At 73.6% G+C, this 16,643-nt stretch carries 11 protein-coding genes; 8 read left to right on the top strand and 3 right to left on the bottom strand.

Annotated elements, in window-relative coordinates; genetic code table 11:
* The first annotated feature begins 71 nt into the window (after positions 1-71).
* The 6 genes from ABT342_RS13480 (at position 72) to ABT342_RS13455 (ending at position 8,757) form a co-directional block, all read left to right on the top strand.
* Positions 72-1,295, top strand: a complete 1,224-nt coding sequence (locus tag ABT342_RS13480; RefSeq protein ID WP_351571686.1) for an LLM class flavin-dependent oxidoreductase — start codon at positions 72-74, stop codon at positions 1,293-1,295.
* Positions 1,292-2,356, top strand: a complete 1,065-nt coding sequence (locus tag ABT342_RS13475; protein WP_351571683.1) for a zinc-binding dehydrogenase — start codon at positions 1,292-1,294, stop codon at positions 2,354-2,356. Before ABT342_RS13480 ends, ABT342_RS13475 begins: the two co-directional genes overlap by 4 nt.
* Before the next feature lie 96 nt (positions 2,357-2,452).
* Positions 2,453-3,643 (top strand): acyl-CoA dehydrogenase family protein, encoded by a 1,191-nt coding sequence (locus ABT342_RS13470; RefSeq protein WP_351571680.1) that lies wholly within the window; start codon positions 2,453-2,455, stop codon positions 3,641-3,643.
* Between the two features lie 9 nt (positions 3,644-3,652).
* A complete protein-coding gene (locus tag ABT342_RS13465) occupies positions 3,653-4,552 on the top strand; it encodes an oxygenase MpaB family protein (protein ID WP_351571678.1) in 900 nt (299 codons plus the stop codon).
* Positions 4,534-6,837: a serine/threonine-protein kinase gene (locus ABT342_RS13460; protein WP_351571675.1), complete on the top strand. Its 2,304-nt coding sequence runs from the start codon at positions 4,534-4,536 to the stop codon at positions 6,835-6,837. The genes ABT342_RS13465 and ABT342_RS13460 overlap by 19 nt, the downstream gene beginning before the upstream one ends.
* 348 nt (positions 6,838-7,185) lie before the next feature.
* A complete protein-coding gene (locus ABT342_RS13455) occupies positions 7,186-8,757 on the top strand; it encodes a phytoene desaturase family protein (protein WP_351571672.1) in 1,572 nt (523 codons plus the stop codon).
* Between the two features lie 36 nt (positions 8,758-8,793).
* Here the strand turns inward: ABT342_RS13455 and ABT342_RS13450 are convergent, their stop codons facing one another.
* Positions 8,794-9,861: a GlxA family transcriptional regulator gene (locus ABT342_RS13450; protein WP_351571669.1), complete on the bottom strand. Its 1,068-nt coding sequence runs from the start codon at positions 9,859-9,861 to the stop codon at positions 8,794-8,796.
* A gap of 97 nt (positions 9,862-9,958) precedes the next feature.
* On the opposite strand from ABT342_RS13450, the gene ABT342_RS13445 reads away from it, so the two are divergent.
* Positions 9,959-10,930, top strand: a complete 972-nt coding sequence (locus tag ABT342_RS13445) for an NADP-dependent oxidoreductase (RefSeq protein ID WP_351571666.1) — start codon at positions 9,959-9,961, stop codon at positions 10,928-10,930.
* A 298-nt stretch (positions 10,931-11,228) separates the two neighbouring features.
* On the opposite strand, the gene ABT342_RS13440 is transcribed toward ABT342_RS13445, so the two are convergent.
* A complete protein-coding gene (locus ABT342_RS13440) occupies positions 11,229-13,016 on the bottom strand; it encodes a serine hydrolase domain-containing protein (protein ID WP_351571664.1) in 1,788 nt (595 codons plus the stop codon).
* Positions 13,017-13,389: 373 nt separating this feature from the next.
* Here ABT342_RS13440 and ABT342_RS13435 point away from each other — a divergent pair, with 373 nt between their 5' ends.
* The gene (locus ABT342_RS13435) at positions 13,390-15,510 is read left to right on the top strand and encodes a SpoIIE family protein phosphatase (RefSeq protein ID WP_351571661.1); all 2,121 of its coding nucleotides are present in this window, start codon (positions 13,390-13,392) and stop codon (positions 15,508-15,510) included.
* Here the strand turns inward: ABT342_RS13435 and ABT342_RS13430 are convergent.
* Positions 15,478-16,581, bottom strand: coding sequence for a C45 family autoproteolytic acyltransferase/hydrolase (locus ABT342_RS13430; protein WP_351571658.1), 1,104 nt, complete (start codon positions 16,579-16,581; stop codon positions 15,478-15,480). The two genes, ABT342_RS13435 and ABT342_RS13430, sit on opposite strands and share 33 nt — an antisense overlap.
* Positions 16,582-16,643 lie beyond the last annotated feature (62 nt).

Genomic DNA, 16,643 nt, shown 5'->3' with positions numbered 1-16,643 from the left:
CGAGCGCGACGAACGAATCAAGCGCGACGAACTGATTCGAATGAAACGAGCGAGACGAAGGAGAGGACACCGTGCCGCACCCACAGCCCTTTCTCCCCACCCGCTTCGGCGTGTTCCTGGCCCCCTACCACCGTCACGACCACGACCCCGCCCTCCAGCTCCGCCGCGATCTCGACCTGGTCGCCCACCTCGACCGGCTCGGATTCGACGAGGCGTGGATCGGCGAGCACCACTCCGCCGGATACGAGATCATCGCCTCGCCCGAGGTCTTCATCGCCGCCGCCGCGGAGCGCACGCGGCGCATCCGCCTCGGCACCGGCGTCAACTCCCTCCCGTACCACCAGCCGCTGATCCTGGCCGACCGCATCTGCCAGCTCGACCAGCAGACCCGCGGCCGCGCCATGCTCGGTGTCGGGCCCGGCCAGCTCCCCTCGGACGCGTTCATGATGGGCGTCGACCCGATGAGACAGCGCGCCATGATGGCCGAGTCGCTCGACGCGATCGTGAGGCTGCTGCGCGGTGAGACCGTGACCGCGACCACCGACTGGTTCACCCTCGACGAGGCGCGGCTGCAGCTCGGCCCGTACCGGGGCCGGGAGCTGGAGATCGCCGTCGCCTCGGCGGTGTCGCCGACCGGCGCGCGGCTCGCCGGACGGTACGGCGCCGGGCTGCTCTCCCTGGCCGCCGCCGACCCCGCCGGCTACGCCACGCTCGGCACCAACTGGGCCGCCCACGAGGAGGCCTGCCGGGAGTCCGGACACACCCCCGATCGCTCCGCCTGGCGGCTCGTCACCCCCGTCCACCTCGCCGAGACCCGGGAACAGGCCCTGAAGGAGGCCGAGTTCGGCACCGGTGACCTCGTCGCGTACGTCGAGGCACTGAGCGGGGCGCGCCTCGACGGCTGTGCCACCCCGGCCGAGGCCGTCGCCCGCTGGAGCGGCGAAGGGCTCCCGACGTTCGGCCGGGCCGTCATCGGCAACCCGGAGGACGCGGTGGAACGCATCCGCCAACTCGCGGACAAAACCGGTGGGTTCGGTACGTTCCTCATCCTTCAGCTGGACATCGGCGACCCCGCGGCCACCCGGCGCAGCCTGGAACTCTTCGCCGAGCGGGTGGTGCCCCGGCTGACCGGCACGGCGGACGCCCGCCAGGCCTCCCTCGCCTGGGCCGGACGCAACAGCGAGCGGTTCATCGGTGCGATGCGCCAGGCCACGGCCGAGGCCGTCGCGCGCGGGGGAGAGGTTCGCGGCGGAGAGTTTCGCGGTGGAGAAGTTCGCGGGGGAGAGGTCCGATGAGGGCCGCCGTACTGGCCGACGGCTCCTTCACCGTCGGCGAGGTCCCCGATCCGGTGCCCGGCCCCGGGCAGGCGCTGCTGGAGACCGTCGCCTGCGGCATCTGCGGCTCCGATCTCAGCGCGGTGGCGCACACCGAGGACTTCCTCGCGGCGTCGCGCGACAGCGGCACGGAGAGCTTCCTCTTCGACCCGAAGACACCGCTGGTCATGGGCCATGAGTTCGCCGCGCGGGTCATCTCGTACGGCCCCGGCGCGGTCGGCCCCGAACCCGGCACCGGCGTGGTCGCGCTGCCCTGGGCGCTCGACCCGGCGGGCACGGTCCGTACGGTCGGCTACAGCAACGCCTTCCCCGGAGGCTTTGGCGAACGGATCGTCGTCCAGGCCGCGGCGCTGATCCCCGTACCGGGCTCCCTCGACCCGCGCCACGCCGCGCTCACCGAACCGCTCGCCGTCGGCTTCGGCAACGTCGCCCGCAGCGGCGCGGGCCCGGGCACCCCGGCCGTCGTCACCGGCTGCGGACCCGTCGGCCTCGGCGCGGTCGCCGCCCTCCTGGAACGCGGCGCCGGACCCGTCGTCGCCTCCGACCCGTCCGCCCTGCGCCGCGCGGCCGCCCGCGCGCTCGGCGCGCACGCCGTCGTCGACCCGGCCGCCGAGGACCCGGTGGCCCGCTGCGCGGAGCTCGCCGGGCCCGGAGTCCGCCCCACCGTCGTCGTCAACTGCGTCGGCGTACCGGGCATGCTGAACCGCCTCCTGCACACCGTCCCGCGCGGCACCGAGATCCTGCAGATCGGCGGGGTGATGACCGAGGACACCATCCGGCCCGTCGTCGGCATCTACAAGGACGTGACCATCCGGATGTGCCTGACCTACCCGCCCGAGGAGTTCGGCGGCACCCTGCGGCGCATCGCCGAGGGCCGGATCGACGCGGCCGCGCTGATCACGGGGGAGGCGGGATACGGCGGCGTCGACGCGGCGTTCGCCGCGCTGCGCCGCCCCGACGACCACATCAAGGTGCTGATCCGCCCCGGCCTCGCGGGCACCGCCCTCACGACGCCTCACTAGCGGGCTGTGCACGGCCCTTCCGGATTCCTGCAACACGTTCTACTGTGTGCGCGCCGCAGGGACGCATCGACAGACTCGGTAACGCCTGGAGGGGCCGTGCACCTCGAATACACGCCGGAACAGCAGCAGTTGCGCGCCGAGCTGCGCACGTACTTCGACGGACTCGTCCCGGACAACGCCTACGCCCGCTACGCCGACCCCTCCGCCCAGAAACGCTTCTACCGCGAGACGATCCGCCGCCTCGGCGCCGACGGCTGGCTCGGCGTCGGCTGGCCCACGGAATACGGCGGGCGCGGGATGAGCCCGATGGAGCAGTTCATCTTCTTCGACGAGGCCGCCCAGGCGGGCGTACCGCTGCCGCTCATGGCGCTCAACACCGTCGGCCCGACGATCATGCAGTACGGCACCGACGAACAGAAGGGGTACTTCCTGCCCAAGATTCTCGCCGGCGAGATCGACTTCGCCATCGGTTACAGCGAGCCCGACGCCGGCACCGACCTCGCCGCCCTCAAGACCCGGGCGGTGCGCGAGGGCGACGAGGACACCGGCCACTACACGGTCAACGGGCAGAAGATCTGGACCACCAACGGCGACACGGCCGACTGGGTCTGGCTCGCCGTCCGCACCGACCCGGACGCCCCGCCGCACAAGGGCATCACGATGCTCCTCGTGCCGACGTCCGACCCGGGCTACTCCTGCACCCTCATCAACACCCTCGCCTCCCACGACACCACCGCCAGCTACTACGAGAACATCCGCGTCCCCGTCTCCCGCCGCGTCGGCGAGGAGAACAAGGGCTGGCGGCTGATCACCAACCAGCTCAACCACGAACGCGTCACCCTCGCCGCCCACGGCACGATGGCCATCCGCGCCCTCCACAACGTCCAGCGCTGGGCGAGCGACACCAAGCTCGCCGACGGCCGCCGTGTCATCGACCTCGGCTGGGTCCGCGGCCGCCTCGCCCGCGCCCACGCCAGGCTCGACGCGATGAAGCTGCTCAACTGGCAGATGGTGAACGCGGTCCAGGAGGGCAGCCTCACCCCGCAGGACGCCTCCGCCGTCAAGGTGTACGGCTCCGAGGCGCGCCGCGACGCCTACGCCTGGCTGATGGAGATCGTCGGGGCCGCGGGCCCGCTCAAGGAGGGCTCGACGGGCGCCGTGCTCCACGGCGAGCTGGAGCGCGGCTACCGCTCCGCCGTGATCTTCACCTTCGGCGGCGGCAACAACGAGATCCAGCGCGAGATCATCTCCTGGATCGGGCTGGGGATGCCCCGGGTACGGCGTTAACGTCGACGTATGAGCGACGCGGCGGACCCCGGGCTCTTCGGCCCGGACTCGGTGACCTGGCAGATGCACGGCGACCCGATGATGTGGGTCGCAGGAGTGCGCGCGCTCTACCTTCAGGCCCTGCACCCCCGGGCCGTGCGCGGCGTGATGGCCAACAGCGATTTCCGGAGAGACGCCTGGGGGCGGCTCATCCGCACCGCCGACTTCGTCGGCACCATCACCTATGGGACGGTCGCGGCCGCCGAGAAGGCCGGCGCCCGCGTCCGTAAGATCCACCGGATGCTGGGCGTGGACGAGCCCGACCTGCTGCTGTGGGTCCACTGCGCCGAGATCGACTCGTACCTGCACGTCGGGCGGCGCTCCGGCTTCCCGCTGAGCGACGCGCAGGCCGACCGCTACGTCGGCGAACACCGGGTCAGCGCCCGGCTCGTCGGTCTCGACCCCGCCGGCGTACCGGCCTCCACCGCCGAGCTCGCCGCGTACTTCGAAGCCGTACGGCCGCAGCTCGCCGTCGGAGCGGACGCCCGGACCGTCGACGGCTTCCTGCGCCGCCCGCCCGTCCACACCCTTCTCGTCCCGGCGCGCGAACTGCTCTGGCGGCGCGTCGCAGCGCTCGCCTACGACGCCCTGCCGCCGTACGCCCACGCGCTGTACGGCAGGCCCGCCCCGGCCCCCGACCGGGTCACCCGCCGCCTCGCCACCACGGGCACCACCCTGCGCGCCATCCCCTCCCGGCTGCGCTGGCAGCTGCCGCCAGGTCACATCTTGAAGGCAATGGCGCGACTCGGCCCCGACGCGCGCCCCGCCCCGTACAAACTCCGCAGACAGGCGTCCATACTGGACGGGCCGGGGAGGGCGCAGCAGCGAAGCGACGGGGGCGACAGCACGCGATGGCGGACACCAGGCTGATCCACGGCCGGTACCGGCTGCAGAATCTGATCGGGCGCGGTGGCATGGGCGAGGTGTGGCAGGCCCGCGACGAGTCCCTGGGCCGGCGCGTGGCCGTCAAATGCCTCAAACCGCTGGGTCCGCAGCAGGACCACTCGTTCACGCGCGTGCTCCGTGAGCGGTTCCGCCGGGAGGCCCGGGTGGCCGCCGCGCTCCAGCACCGCGGCGTCACCGTCGTCCATGACTTCGGTGAGTACGAAGGCGTGCTCTATCTGGTGATGGAGCTGCTCGAGGGCCGCAACCTCAGCCAGCTCCTGGAGGACAACAAGCAGCACCCGCTGGCCGTGCCCGACATCGTCGACATCGCGGAACAGGTCGCCGACGCCCTCGCCTACACCCATGAACAGGGCATCGTCCACCGCGACCTGAAGCCCGCCAACATCATGCGGCTCGGCGACGGGACGGTGAAGATCTGCGACTTCGGCATCGCCCGCCTCGGCCATGACGTCGGCTTCACCTCCCGCCTCACCGGCACCGGAATCGCCATGGGCACCCCGCACTACATGTCGCCCGAGCAGATCAGCGGCGGGCAGATCGACCACCGCAGCGACCTGTACTCGCTGGGCTGTGTGCTGTACGAGATCGCCACCGGCGTCCCGCCGTTCGACCTCGACGACGCCTGGGCCGTCCTCGTGGGCCACCGCGACACCCCGCCCGAGCCGCTGCGCACGCACCGCGCCGAACTGCCCGCCTTCCTCGACCGGATCGTCCTCGAACTGCTCGCCAAGGCCCCCGGTGACCGGCCCGCCGACGCGAGGGCGCTGCGCGCCAAGATCGTTACGGCCCGGACCGGAACCGGCCACCCGGCGCACGGGCCGATGGCCGGCGGGTCGATGGCCGGCGGGCCGATGACCGCCGGGCCGAGCGCCGGCGGCCCCGGCGCCGCCGACGTGCCCGGTCAGCAGCCCGCCCGGGAGCGGCGGCTGCCCTCCTGGACCCGGGGCATGACCACCGGCCACAAGGCGACCGGCACCGGCACCCTGCGCCCCACCCCGCCCGACTACACGGCGGGCCTCACCGGTGAGTGGACCACCGGCGTGGAGCTGCGCCGCCCGCTGACCTCCGTCCCGCTGCCCAGACCCGAACGCCCCACCCCTCCGCCCGAGCTGCTCGCCGTCCTCACCAGCCGGCACAACGCGGGACTCAGCCTCGGCCGGCTCGGCCGGTGGCAGGAGGCCGGAGAGGTGCACCGGGCGGTCGCCGCCGAGCGCGAGCAGGCGCTCGGCCCCGACCACCCCGACACACTCGCGAGCCGTTACGAGGTCGGGTTCACCCTCAGCAGGTCCGGGCACATCGCCGACGCCCTGCGCGAGTTCAGCCGCGTCGCCGACGGCCGCGCCCGCACGATGGGCCCCGACCACCCGGAGACCCTGGCCGCCCGCCAGGAGACGGCGTACGTCCTCGGCCAGCTCGGCCGCCACTTCGAGGCCCATCAGGTGTACGCGGCGGTCCTCGACTCCCGGATGCGCACCGTCGGGCCCGACCACCCCGACACCCTGCGCTGTCGTCACAACCTCGCCTTCAACCTGAGCCGGCTGGGCCGTCTGGAGGACTCGTACCGGCTGGCGTACGAGGTGGCCGCGGCCCGCGCCCGGGTACTCGGCCCCGACCACCCCGACACCCTCGTCACCCGTTACGAAGTCGCCTACGCACTGGGCCAGTTGGGGCGCTGGGCGGAGGCCCTGCAGACCTACCGGGAAGTCGCGGAGGCCCGCTCCCAGGCGCTCGGCCCCGGTCACCCCGACACGCTCGCCGCCCGCTACGAGGTCGGCATCAGCCTCGGCAGGCTGGGCCGCAGCGCGGAAGCCCTGGAGCTGTACCGCGCCCTCGTCGACGACCGCACCCGCGTCCACGGCCCCGCCGATCCCGAGACCCTGCGCGCCCGCCACGGCCTCGGCGTCAACCTGGGGCGGCTCGCCCGCTGGGAGGAGGCCCTCGCCGAGGCCCGCGACGTCTGCGCGATCCGGGAGCGGGTGCTGGGACCGGGCCACCCCGACACCCTCGTCAGCCGCCGCGAGATCGCCGTGGGACTGGGCTGGCTCGGCCGCTGGGCGGACGCCCTCGCCGTCTACCGCCAGGTCGCCGAGGCCCGCGAACGCGTCCTGGGCGCCGACCACCCCGACGCCCTGGCCAGCCGTAACGACGAGGCACACTGCCTGGAACAACTCGGCAGGGGCGGCGAGGCCGTCGAACTGTACCGGCAGGTCGCGGCGCTGCGACAACAGCGAGGCGGCCAAGGCCACTGACACGGTCACGGTCACTGGCGCGGGCGCGGCACGGCCACGGCGCGGCACGGCCACGGCGCGGCACGGCCACGGCACGGGCGCGGCACGGCCACTGGCGTGGGCACGGCACGGGCAAGGCGCCGGCCCTGGCGTGGGCGAACGCTCCGGCCCCGGCGTGGGCACCAGGCGCGGGCACGGGACGGGCACAGGCACGGCCACTGCCACGGGCACAGTGACCGGCACGGAACGGCCACTGCCGCAGGCACAGTGACCGGCACGGCCACCGGCACTGCCACAAGCACGGGAAACCGGCCAGGCGCGTCCGGACCGCCCCCTGGCCCGGAGTATCACCCCGTGCTACCAAGAGGCATGCCCGTAGCCCCCGCTCACGCGTTCTCCCGCGCCGCGTACGACGCCGTCATCGTCGGCGGCGGCCACAACGGACTGGTCGCCGCCGCCTACCTCGCCCGGGCCGGTCGCACCGTCCTCGTCCTGGAGCGCCTCGGGAACACCGGAGGAGCCGCCGTCTCCACCCGCCCCTTCGCCGGGGTCGACGCCAGGCTGTCCCGCTACTCGTACCTGGTCTCCCTGTTGCCCGAGAAGATCGTGCGCGACCTGGGCCTGCGGTTCGCCGTACGCAAGCGGACCGTCTCCTCCTACACGCCCACCGTGCGCGGCGGGCGCCCCACCGGCCTGCTGGTGGGCGGGGACGGGGACCGCACGCGCGAGTCGTTCGCCGCGCTCACCGGTTCCGACCGCGAGTACGAGGCGTGGCAGTCCTTCTACGCCGCCACCCACCACGTCGCGACCCGGGTCTTCCCGACCCTCACCGGGCCGCTGCCGACCCGCGCCGAGCTGAAGGCCCGCGTCGGCGACGAGGACAGCTGGCGGATGCTGTTCGAGGAGCCGATCGGCGTCGCGATCGAGGAACGCTTCACGCACGACCTCGTCCGCGGCGTCGTCCTGACGGACGCGCTGATCGGTACCTTCGCCGACGCCCACGACCCCTCACTGGTGCAGAACCGCTGCTTCCTGTACCACGTCATCGGCGGCGGCACCGGTGACTGGGACGTCCCCGTGGGCGGCATGGGCGCCCTCACCGACGCCCTCGCCGACGCGGCGCGCGGCGCGGGGGCGGAGATCGTCACCGGCCACGAGGCGATCCGGATCGACACGGACGGAGAAGCCGCGGAGGTCGTCTTCCGCACGCCCGACGGCGAAGGCACGGTGGCCGCCCGCAAGGTCCTGGTGAACGCCTCGCCCCAGGCCCTGGCCACGCTCCTCGGCGACGAGCTCCCGGCCCCGCCCGAAGGCGCCCAGCTCAAGGTCAACATGCTGCTGCGCCGTCTGCCCCGGCTGCGCGACCACGCCGTCGACCCCCGGCAGGCGTTCGCCGGGACCTTCCACATCGCCGAGGGCTACGGCGAGTTGGCGACGGCGTACGCCCGGGCCGCCGCCGGGCGGCTGCCGGACGCGCCACCGTCCGAGATCTACTGCCACTCCCTGACCGACCCGTCCATCCTCGCCCCCGAGCTCGCCGCCCAGGGCTACCAGACCCTTACCCTCTTCGGCCTGCACACCCCGGCCCGTCTCTTCACCACGGACCCCGACTCCGCGCGCGACACCCTCCTGAAGTCCACCCTCGCCGAACTCGACGCCCACCTGGAGGACCCGATCGCCGACTGCCTCGCCCTGGACGAGGCGGGCCTGCCCTGCATCGAGGCGAAGTCCCCGCTCGACCTGGAACACGACCTGCGTCTCCCCGGCGGCCACATCTTCCACCGGGACCTCTCCTTCCCCTACGCGGACGAAGGGACGGGCCGCTGGGGCGTCGAGACCGCCCACCCGAACGTGCTCCTCTGCGGCGCGGGCGCGGTGCGCGGCGGCGGGGTGAGCGGCATTCCCGGCCACAACGCGGCGATGGCGGCGCTGGGGCGGTGACGCCGCCGGCGTCCGGGGCCGGAGACCTCGGAGGCCCTACGCCGCGGGCGCCGGCTCGCGCGTGGCGGCCGCGGTGTGGAACGTCCGCCGGTACGCGGCGGGGGAGACGCCCACGAGCTCACGCATGTGCTGCCGCAGGGAGTTGGCGCTGCCGAACCCCGCGCGGTCCGCGACCAGGTCGATGGACAGGTCGCTCGTCTCCAGCAACTGCTTGGCGACCTCGACCCGCTGTGCGGTCAGCCACTGGCCAGGGGTGACGCCCGCCTCGTCGCGGAACCGTCGTGTGAAGGTCCGTACGCTCATCCGCGCGTGCCCGGCCAGTTCCCCGAGGGTCAGCGGCCGGTGGAGCCGCTCCAGCGCCCAGGCCCGGGTCGGCGCCGTCGTGGCCGTCGTCGGGGCGGGCACCGGGCGTTCGATGTACTGCGCCTGACCGCCGTCCCGCCAGGGCGGCACGATGCAGCGCCTGGCGACCTGGTTGGCGAGCGCGCTTCCGTGGTCGCGCCGCACCAGATGCAGGCACACGTCGACGCCCGCCGCCGCTCCGGCCGAGGTCAGCAGATCGCCGTCGTCGACGAAGAGGACGTCCTCGTCGAACCGTACGCGCGGGAACAGCCGGCGGAAGTGCCCCGCCTCCGCCCAGTGCGTGGTGGCGGGGCGCCCGTCGAGCAGCCCGGCCGCCGCGAGGACGAACGCGCCGGTGCAGACCGACACGATCCGCGTGCCCGGCCGGATCCGGGCGAGGGCGGCCGCCAGCGGTCCGGGCAGCACCCCCTGCTCACCGATGACACCCAGCCGGTGCGTCGGCGCGACGACCACCGTGTCCGCGCGCTCCAGCGCCTCCGGACCGTGCTCCACGTCGATCGAGAAGCCCGCCTCGGTCCGCACCGGCCCGCCGTCCGGCGTGCAGACGGCCACCTCGTACAGCGCGGTCCCGTCCGCGGCCCGGGCGCTGCCGAAGATGCGGGGCGGGATACCGAGCTCGAAGGTCATGACGCCGTCGAGGGCGAGCACCGCCACCCGGTGCGGGTCGGGCCCCGGCGGTACGACGCAGCCGCCGCGCGGATCCCACTCGTCGGTCGTGTCCACTCGCTGCGCATCGGCCATGGCCAGATTCTGTCACAGCATGGCCATCCGGCCAGTTCTGGGCGGGCGGGCGAGCGCCGATCGTGGAGACGTACCGCAGGAACGGAAAGGACCCCTCATGAACGACACCACGATGCGCGCGATCAGCCCGGCCTCCTGGGGCGGCCCCGAGGTGCTCACCCCGGTGACCCTCGCCCGGCCCGCACCGGGACCGACGGAGATCCTGGTCAGGGTGCATGCGGCGGGCGTCAATCCGATCGACTGGAAGACCCGCGCCACCGGCGGTTTCGGGATGCACTCCGACCCTCCGGTGCTGGGCTACGACGTCTCCGGTGTCGTCGAGGCCGTCGGCCCCGGTGTCACGCTGTACCGGCCGGGCGACGAGGTGTTCGGCATGCCCGAGTTCCCCCGCCAGGCCGGCGGATACGCCGAGTACGTCACCGGGCCCGCCCGGCACTTCGTGCCCAAGCCCGGGTCCCTCAGCCATGTCGAGGCCGCGGCGCTGCCGCTGGCGGGCCTCACCGCTTGGCAGTCGCTGGTGGAGACGGCGGGGCTGACCGACGGCACGCGGCTCCTGATCCACGCGGCGGCCGGCGGCGTCGGGCACCTCGCGGTGCAGATCGCCGCGGCCCATGGCGCCCACGTCGTCGGTACCGCCCGGGAGGACAAGCACTCCCTGCTCAAGGAGCTGGGCGCCGACGAACTGATCGACTACACCCGGCAGGACTTCGTGGAGGCGCTCGCCGGCCGTGAGGTGGACGTCGTCCTGGACTCGATCGGCGGGGACTACGGAACGCGCTCCCTGAAGGTGCTGCGGGACGGCGGCACGCTGCTCACCCTGCCCTCGCCCGACGACGTCCCGCCCGCCCCGGCCGCCGACGGGAGCGGACGGCGGGGCATCCGCACCGGCTTCACGCTGGTGGAGCCCGACTCCACCGGGATGCGGGCCCTCGCCCGGCTGGCCGCGGAGGGCCGGCTGCGGCCCGTTGTGGAGACCGTCCTGCCGCTGGAGCGGGCCGCCGACGCCCACCGGCTGGGGGAGACCGGCCGCACCCGGGGCAAGATCGTGCTCACGGTCCTGGACGACTGATCCGGTACCTGGCGGTATCCGACGGGACCTCGCCCGGCAGGTCCGTACCTGGAGGTCCCTGCCCCGGCGGGTCCCGTACCTGGAGGTCCCCGTCCCTGTGGGTCCGTACCTGGAGGTCCCTGCCCCGGCGGTGCCGTAGCGGGAGATGCCCGTCCCTGCGGGTCCGTACTTGGAGGTCCCTGCCCCGGCGGTGCCGTAGCGGGAGATCCCCCTCCCGGCGGTCCCGCGCGCGCCCGCGCCGGTACGGGGCCCCGGCCCGGCCCGCCGGGCGCGCCCCGGCAGGCCGGGCAGGGACGCCTCAGTCGGCTGCGGCGGTCCAGCCCACGGCGTCGATCCGGGCCGCGTCCTTGGGCCGGGACTCGTCGAAGAGCACCCGGCCGCCGTCCTCGACCCGCAGCCCGTCCACGTACACCCCGCGGCCCACGTACAGCCGGTCCGTCGTGCAGCGCCAGCGGAGCCGCAGCGGACGGTCCCGCCAGGGGGAGAGGGACGCCTCCAGCCGGTGCCAGACGCGGCCGGACCAGCCGGTCGCGGACCCGGCCGCATGCGGTTCGGGCGGCAGGCCCGGCCGTACGGTCGTGAACGGCACGGGCTGCCACGTGCCGCCGTCGTCCGCCGAGGCCTCCAGGTACACCTTGTCCGCGCCGGGTTCGGTGTCCCACCACAGGGAGCAGCGCAGCCGGGCGCGGTCGGTGGCCGGGCTCAGCGCGGGCAGGGTGAGGGTCGTGGTCGTGGCGCCGGTCATGCCGGAGAACCAGGCGGTTCCTCCCCGGTCGGGCCGTACGGCGACGGCACGGGCCAGGTGGTTCGCGGCGGCCACCCTGGGCGCACTGCCCGAGCGCCAGCTCCGCACCGGATGCACGGAGTTGCCGAGCAGTACCAGGAACGAGTCGGTCGACGGGTCGAGGACCAGACTCGTGCCGGTGAACCCCGTGTGCCCCGCCGTGCGCGGCGTGGCCATCGCCCCCATGTACCAGTGCTGGTAGAGCTCGAACCCGAGACCGTGCTCGTCGCCGGGAAACGCCGTGTTGAAGTCCGTGAACATCAGCTCCACGGACTCCTCGGACAGGATCCGCGCCCGCCCGTACGTCCCGCCGTTGAGCAGCGTACGGGCCAGAACGGCCAGGTCCCAGGCGCAGGAGAACACCCCCGCGTGGCCTGCGACGCCGCCGAACCCGTACGCGTTCTCGTCGTGCACCTCGCCCCACACGAGCCCCCGCTCCAGTCCCGACCACGGCAGCCGGGCATCCTCGGTCGCCGCGATCCGCGGCTTCCAGGAGGCGGGCGGGTTGAAACGCGTGCGGTGCATCCCGAGCGGAGCGGTGATCTCGTCGTGGAGCAGGGCATCCAGACCGCGGCCGGTGATCTTCTCCAGGACGAGCTGAAGCCCGATCAGATTGAGGTCCGAGTAGAGGTACTTGCTTCCCGGCGGATTCGCCGGCGCCTCGTTCCACAGCAGCCGCAGCTGCCCCTCCCTCGTCGGCTCCTTGTACAGCGGGATCCACGCGCGCAGGCCCGAGGTGTGGGTGAGCAGCTGCCGTACGGTGATGTCCTGCTTGCCCGCCGCCCCGAACTCCGGCAGATACGCCGCGACCCTCTCCTCCAGCACCAGCGCGCCGCGCTCGATCTGCTGCACGGCCAGGATCGACGTGAACAGCTTCGACACCGAGGCGAGGTCGAAGACCGTGTCCCGCGCCATCGGGATCTGGTCGTCCGCCGGGAACTCCACCCCCGTGTCCGTCTTCTCGTCGTACGCCACGTAGCGCACCGCCTTGCCGATCGGGTGGTGCAGCGCCACCGTCCCGCCGCGGCCCGCGAGCAGCACCGCGCCCGCGTACCAGGGGTGCTTGGGAGAGGGGGAGAGGTACTTCTCGGCGTCCGCGACGAGCCGGTCCAGGTGCTCGGCGATGAGCCCGGCCCGCTCCGGGGAGCCGCGCCGCAGGGTCGTACGGTCGCCCCGGGGCCCCGGGGCGGCCACCGCGGCGCCGCCCGGGAACGGTCCGATCACCAGCACACCTCCCAGCGCCAGCAGCCCGCCGCCCAGCCGGCGGCGGCTGATTCCTCTGCCCGCCGAGACCTCCGTCATACCTCACCCTCCCTGAAGGATTCCATCGGACCCCCTTGCCACGCGTGAGACTCCGAGGCTTCTCCGGGGGACGACCGTGATGCAGTGCGGCTGTGCGTATGCGTATGCGCGTGCGATGTGCGGAGGACGATAGCGGCTGCAACACCCGTGATGCCATTGCCCAGTTGGACATATGAGCGACGGTCTACCCGATGCCGGCGTCGCCCCGGACGGGCGCGTGGACGCGGACCGGACCGCCCGGCCCGCGGGGGGCCGGTGCCGCGCGGGGCGGGCCACCGGATCGTGCGGGACCGGGTCCGGGGAGGAGCATGGAAGAGGAGACCTCAGCCGGCGGGCGCCCCGAGGGCCCGCCGCGAGGAGGGAGCTTTCGGACATGGGCGCACACGAGCCGCTCCGCGACGAGGAGCAGAACCGCAGGCCCGGGCCGTCGCCGCCGGGAGGGCTGCTCGACCTGCTCGGCGTGGCCGCGGTCGTGCTGGACACGAGCGGGCGGATCGTGTTCTGGAGCCCGCAGGCCGACGAGGTGTTCGGGTACACCGCCGAGGAGGCCCTGGGACAGTACGCGGCCCAGCTGCTGGTCCGCGAGGAGCACCGGGACCTGGTGGTCAAACTGTTCGCCGAGGTGATGGCCACCGGTGCGAGCTGGGCCGGAGCCTTTCCGATCCGGTACAAGGACGGCGGTACGCGCCTGGTGGAGTTCCGCAACATGCGCCTTCTGGACGACGTCGGTGACGTCTACGCGCTCGGCATCGCCGCGGACCAGAGCACACTGCAGCGGATGGAGACCGACCTGGCCCTGTCCGAGCGCCTGGTGTCGCAGGCGGCCATCGGTATCGTCCTGCTGGACACCGACCTGCGCTATCTGCTGATCAACCCGGCCCTGGAGCGGATCAACGGCATCCCCGCCGCCGACCACATCGGCCGGCACCCCCGCGACCTCCTGCCCTTCCTCGACGTCGACACCATCGAGTCCGCGATGCGCCAGGTGCTGCTCACCGGCACACCGCTGATCGACCAGTACACCGTCGGCCGCACCCCGGCCGACCCGGACCACGATCACGCCTGGTCGGTGTCGTACTACAGGCTCGAAGGCCGCAGCGGGCGGGTGATCGGCGTGGCGGGCACCGTGGTCGACGTCAGCGAACGCCACCAGGCCGCGACCGAGGCGGACCGGGCCCGCCGCCGCCTGGCCATGATCGCCGACGCCTCCGCCCGCGTCGGCACCACCCTGGAGGTCGGGACGACCGCCCAGGAACTGGTCGACGTCGCCGTGCCCGACCTCGCCGACGTGGCGGCGGTCGACCTGCTCGACGCCGTCCTGGCCTTCCGCCGCACCGACCCGTCCCAGGAACGCGGCCCGGAGCTGTTCCGCGCGCTCGCCGTCGCCACCGCCTACCCGACGCCGGCCACCGGCGCCCTGCAGCCCGGGGACCTGGCCGCCTACAGCGCGGACCGGCTGATCACGCAGTGTGTCCACACCGGGCAGCCCGTCGTCGTCGCCCACGTCGCCGACAAGGACCTGCAGCGCATCGCCCGCGACGCGGACGGCGCCGCCGCCTTCGCCCGGGCCGGTGTGCACTCCTACCTCGCGGTGCCGTTGATCGCCCGCAACGAGGTCCTCGGCGCCTTCGACCTGCTGCGCGCCCGCAACGAGCTCCCGTTCGACGAGGACGATGTGATCCTGGCCGCCGAGCTGGCCGCCCGCGCAGCCGTCGCCATCGACAACGCCCGCTGGCACCAGAGCGTCCGCAACGTCTCCGAGACCCTCCAGCGCAGCCTCCTGCCGGGCCGCCCGCCCCGGCTCACGGGCCTGGCCATCGCCTCCCTCTACCAGCCCGCCCAGGCGTCCAGCGAGGTCGGAGGCGACTGGTACGACGTCATCCCGCTGACCGAGGACAGGACCGCCCTGGTGGTCGGCGACGTCATGGGCAACGGCATCGACGCCGCCGCCACCATGGGCCGGCTGCGCACCGCCACGTGCGCCTTCGCCGACCTCGACCTGGCACCCGACGAGGTCCTCCAGCATCTCGACAAGATCACCCACGGGCTGGAGCACTACATCGCCACCTGCGTGTACGCCGTCTACGACCCCCACCGGCACCGGTGCCACATCGCCAACGCCGGACACCTGCCGCCCGTCCTCGCCGCGGCCGGGCGCCACCCCCGGCTGCTCGACCTGCCCACCGGGGCGCCCCTCGGCGTCGGCGGTGTTCCCTTCCACACCACCGCCTTCGACCTGAACCCGGGCGACCGGCTCGTGCTCTACACCGACGGCCTCGTCGAAACCCGCCACCACCCCATCGACGAGCGCCTGGACACCCTGCTGCGCACCCTGGACGAACCGCTCAGGCCCCTGGACGAGACCTGCGAGTGGCTCCTGCACGCCCTGCGGCACCCCGACGACCACGACGACGTCGCCCTCCTCATCGCCCAGGCCACGCCGGTGTCCCCGGCGCCGGGATCAGCCGGCGGTGAGGACGCGCCAGTCGCGTGAGCCGATGTCGGCGGGGGTGCCGTCGAGGATCCGGGCCGTGCGTGTCGCGGGTTCGAGGGTGAGGGTCGCGAGGCCGGCCCAGCGGCGGCCGAGCGGTTTGTCCAGGTCGGGCACGCAGGTCACCGGCGGCTCGCCCGCACCCGTCACGAGAAGGCCCGCGAGTTCGTCGGCCGTCGTCGGCGTCCGTCCGCCGGCGAGGCGATCGCGGACGAAGTCGTGGCGTTCGCCCGAGTCGGGCTGGTAGAGCCAGGACTTCTCACCGGCGGCGGGCACCGGTGTGAGGAAGTGATTGGTGCGCACGAGCGTGTCGTGCGTGGGCGGCACCGCGAAGACCCCGACCGGGCTCAGGTCGAGGAGGACGGCGTCGGTCTCGTCGAAGAGCGCGAAGGACCCGGAGGAGGCGAGCGGCGCGCCGCGGACGATCTCGACGGCCTCGGCGACGCTTCCCGACTCTTCGAGGACGATGGCCGCGAGCACGTGCACGGGGATGCCGCCGATGCCGTCGTCGACGTGACCGAGGATGTTGAAGTGCAGGGCCAGGCCCGCACTGTTGACACCCATCTTGCCGAGTATGCCGTTCTCGGTGAGGCCGACGACGTCGTGCCGGCCGCCGCGTGATTCCAGCGTGTGCCACATGCCGCTCAGCTCGACGTGCCAGTCCCACGTCTGGACGCCGAACGTGCGCGGCGGACCGCCGTCGCCGGGGACGCGGCGCACGATCGTGGTGCACTCCCCGGGTGGCACGGCGGCGCTGCGGGCCAGGATCTCCGTACGGGCGTTGAGGGCGGCGACGCGCCACTCCTCGACGCCGGCGCCATGGGCGATGCCCGAGATCTCGGCGTGGGCCGCGGGACGGAACCGCCCGATGGCGTCGAGGGCACGCTCGGCGTCCTCACGTACCCGGTCGGGGGTGATGCCGCCGAGCGCGAAGAGCCGGTCGTACACCTCCGCCGCGGCGGGGATGCCGTCACGGAGCCGCTCACCTCGGGCGGTGCCGCGGTCGTACGGGTCGGTGGCGGCGGCCGCGATGTGCGGGCGGTGCGCGGGGCGGGGGATGACGGTCGGGGTCACGGGTTTCCTTCGGTGCCGTTCGTGGGGAGCTGCGGCGCGGGGCGCTGGGAACCGGCCGCGGG

It is taken from the genome of Streptomyces sp. NPDC000410 (assembly GCF_040300305.1).
Taxonomy (GTDB): Bacteria; Actinomycetota; Actinomycetes; order Streptomycetales; family Streptomycetaceae; genus Streptomyces.
This window is presented reverse-complemented; position numbering and strand designations above follow the sequence as displayed.

What these genes read in the sequence shown, in the direction of transcription:
- ABT342_RS13475 (WP_351571683.1), top strand. Translation starts at nt 1,292, where the DNA reads ATGAGGGCCGCCGTACTGGCCGACGGCTCCTTCACCGTCGGCGAGGTC.
- ABT342_RS13465 (WP_351571678.1), top strand. Translation starts at nt 3,653, where the DNA reads ATGAGCGACGCGGCGGACCCCGGGCTCTTCGGCCCGGACTCGGTGACC.
- ABT342_RS13460 (WP_351571675.1), top strand. Translation starts at nt 4,534, where the DNA reads ATGGCGGACACCAGGCTGATCCACGGCCGGTACCGGCTGCAGAATCTG.
- ABT342_RS13455 (WP_351571672.1), top strand. Translation starts at nt 7,186, where the DNA reads ATGCCCGTAGCCCCCGCTCACGCGTTCTCCCGCGCCGCGTACGACGCC.
- ABT342_RS13450 (WP_351571669.1), bottom strand. Translation starts at nt 9,861, where the DNA reads ATGGCCGATGCGCAGCGAGTGGACACGACCGACGAGTGGGATCCGCGC.
- ABT342_RS13445 (WP_351571666.1), top strand. Translation starts at nt 9,959, where the DNA reads ATGAACGACACCACGATGCGCGCGATCAGCCCGGCCTCCTGGGGCGGC.
- ABT342_RS13440 (WP_351571664.1), bottom strand. Translation starts at nt 13,016, where the DNA reads ATGACGGAGGTCTCGGCGGGCAGAGGAATCAGCCGCCGCCGGCTGGGC.
- ABT342_RS13435 (WP_351571661.1), top strand. Translation starts at nt 13,390, where the DNA reads ATGGGCGCACACGAGCCGCTCCGCGACGAGGAGCAGAACCGCAGGCCC.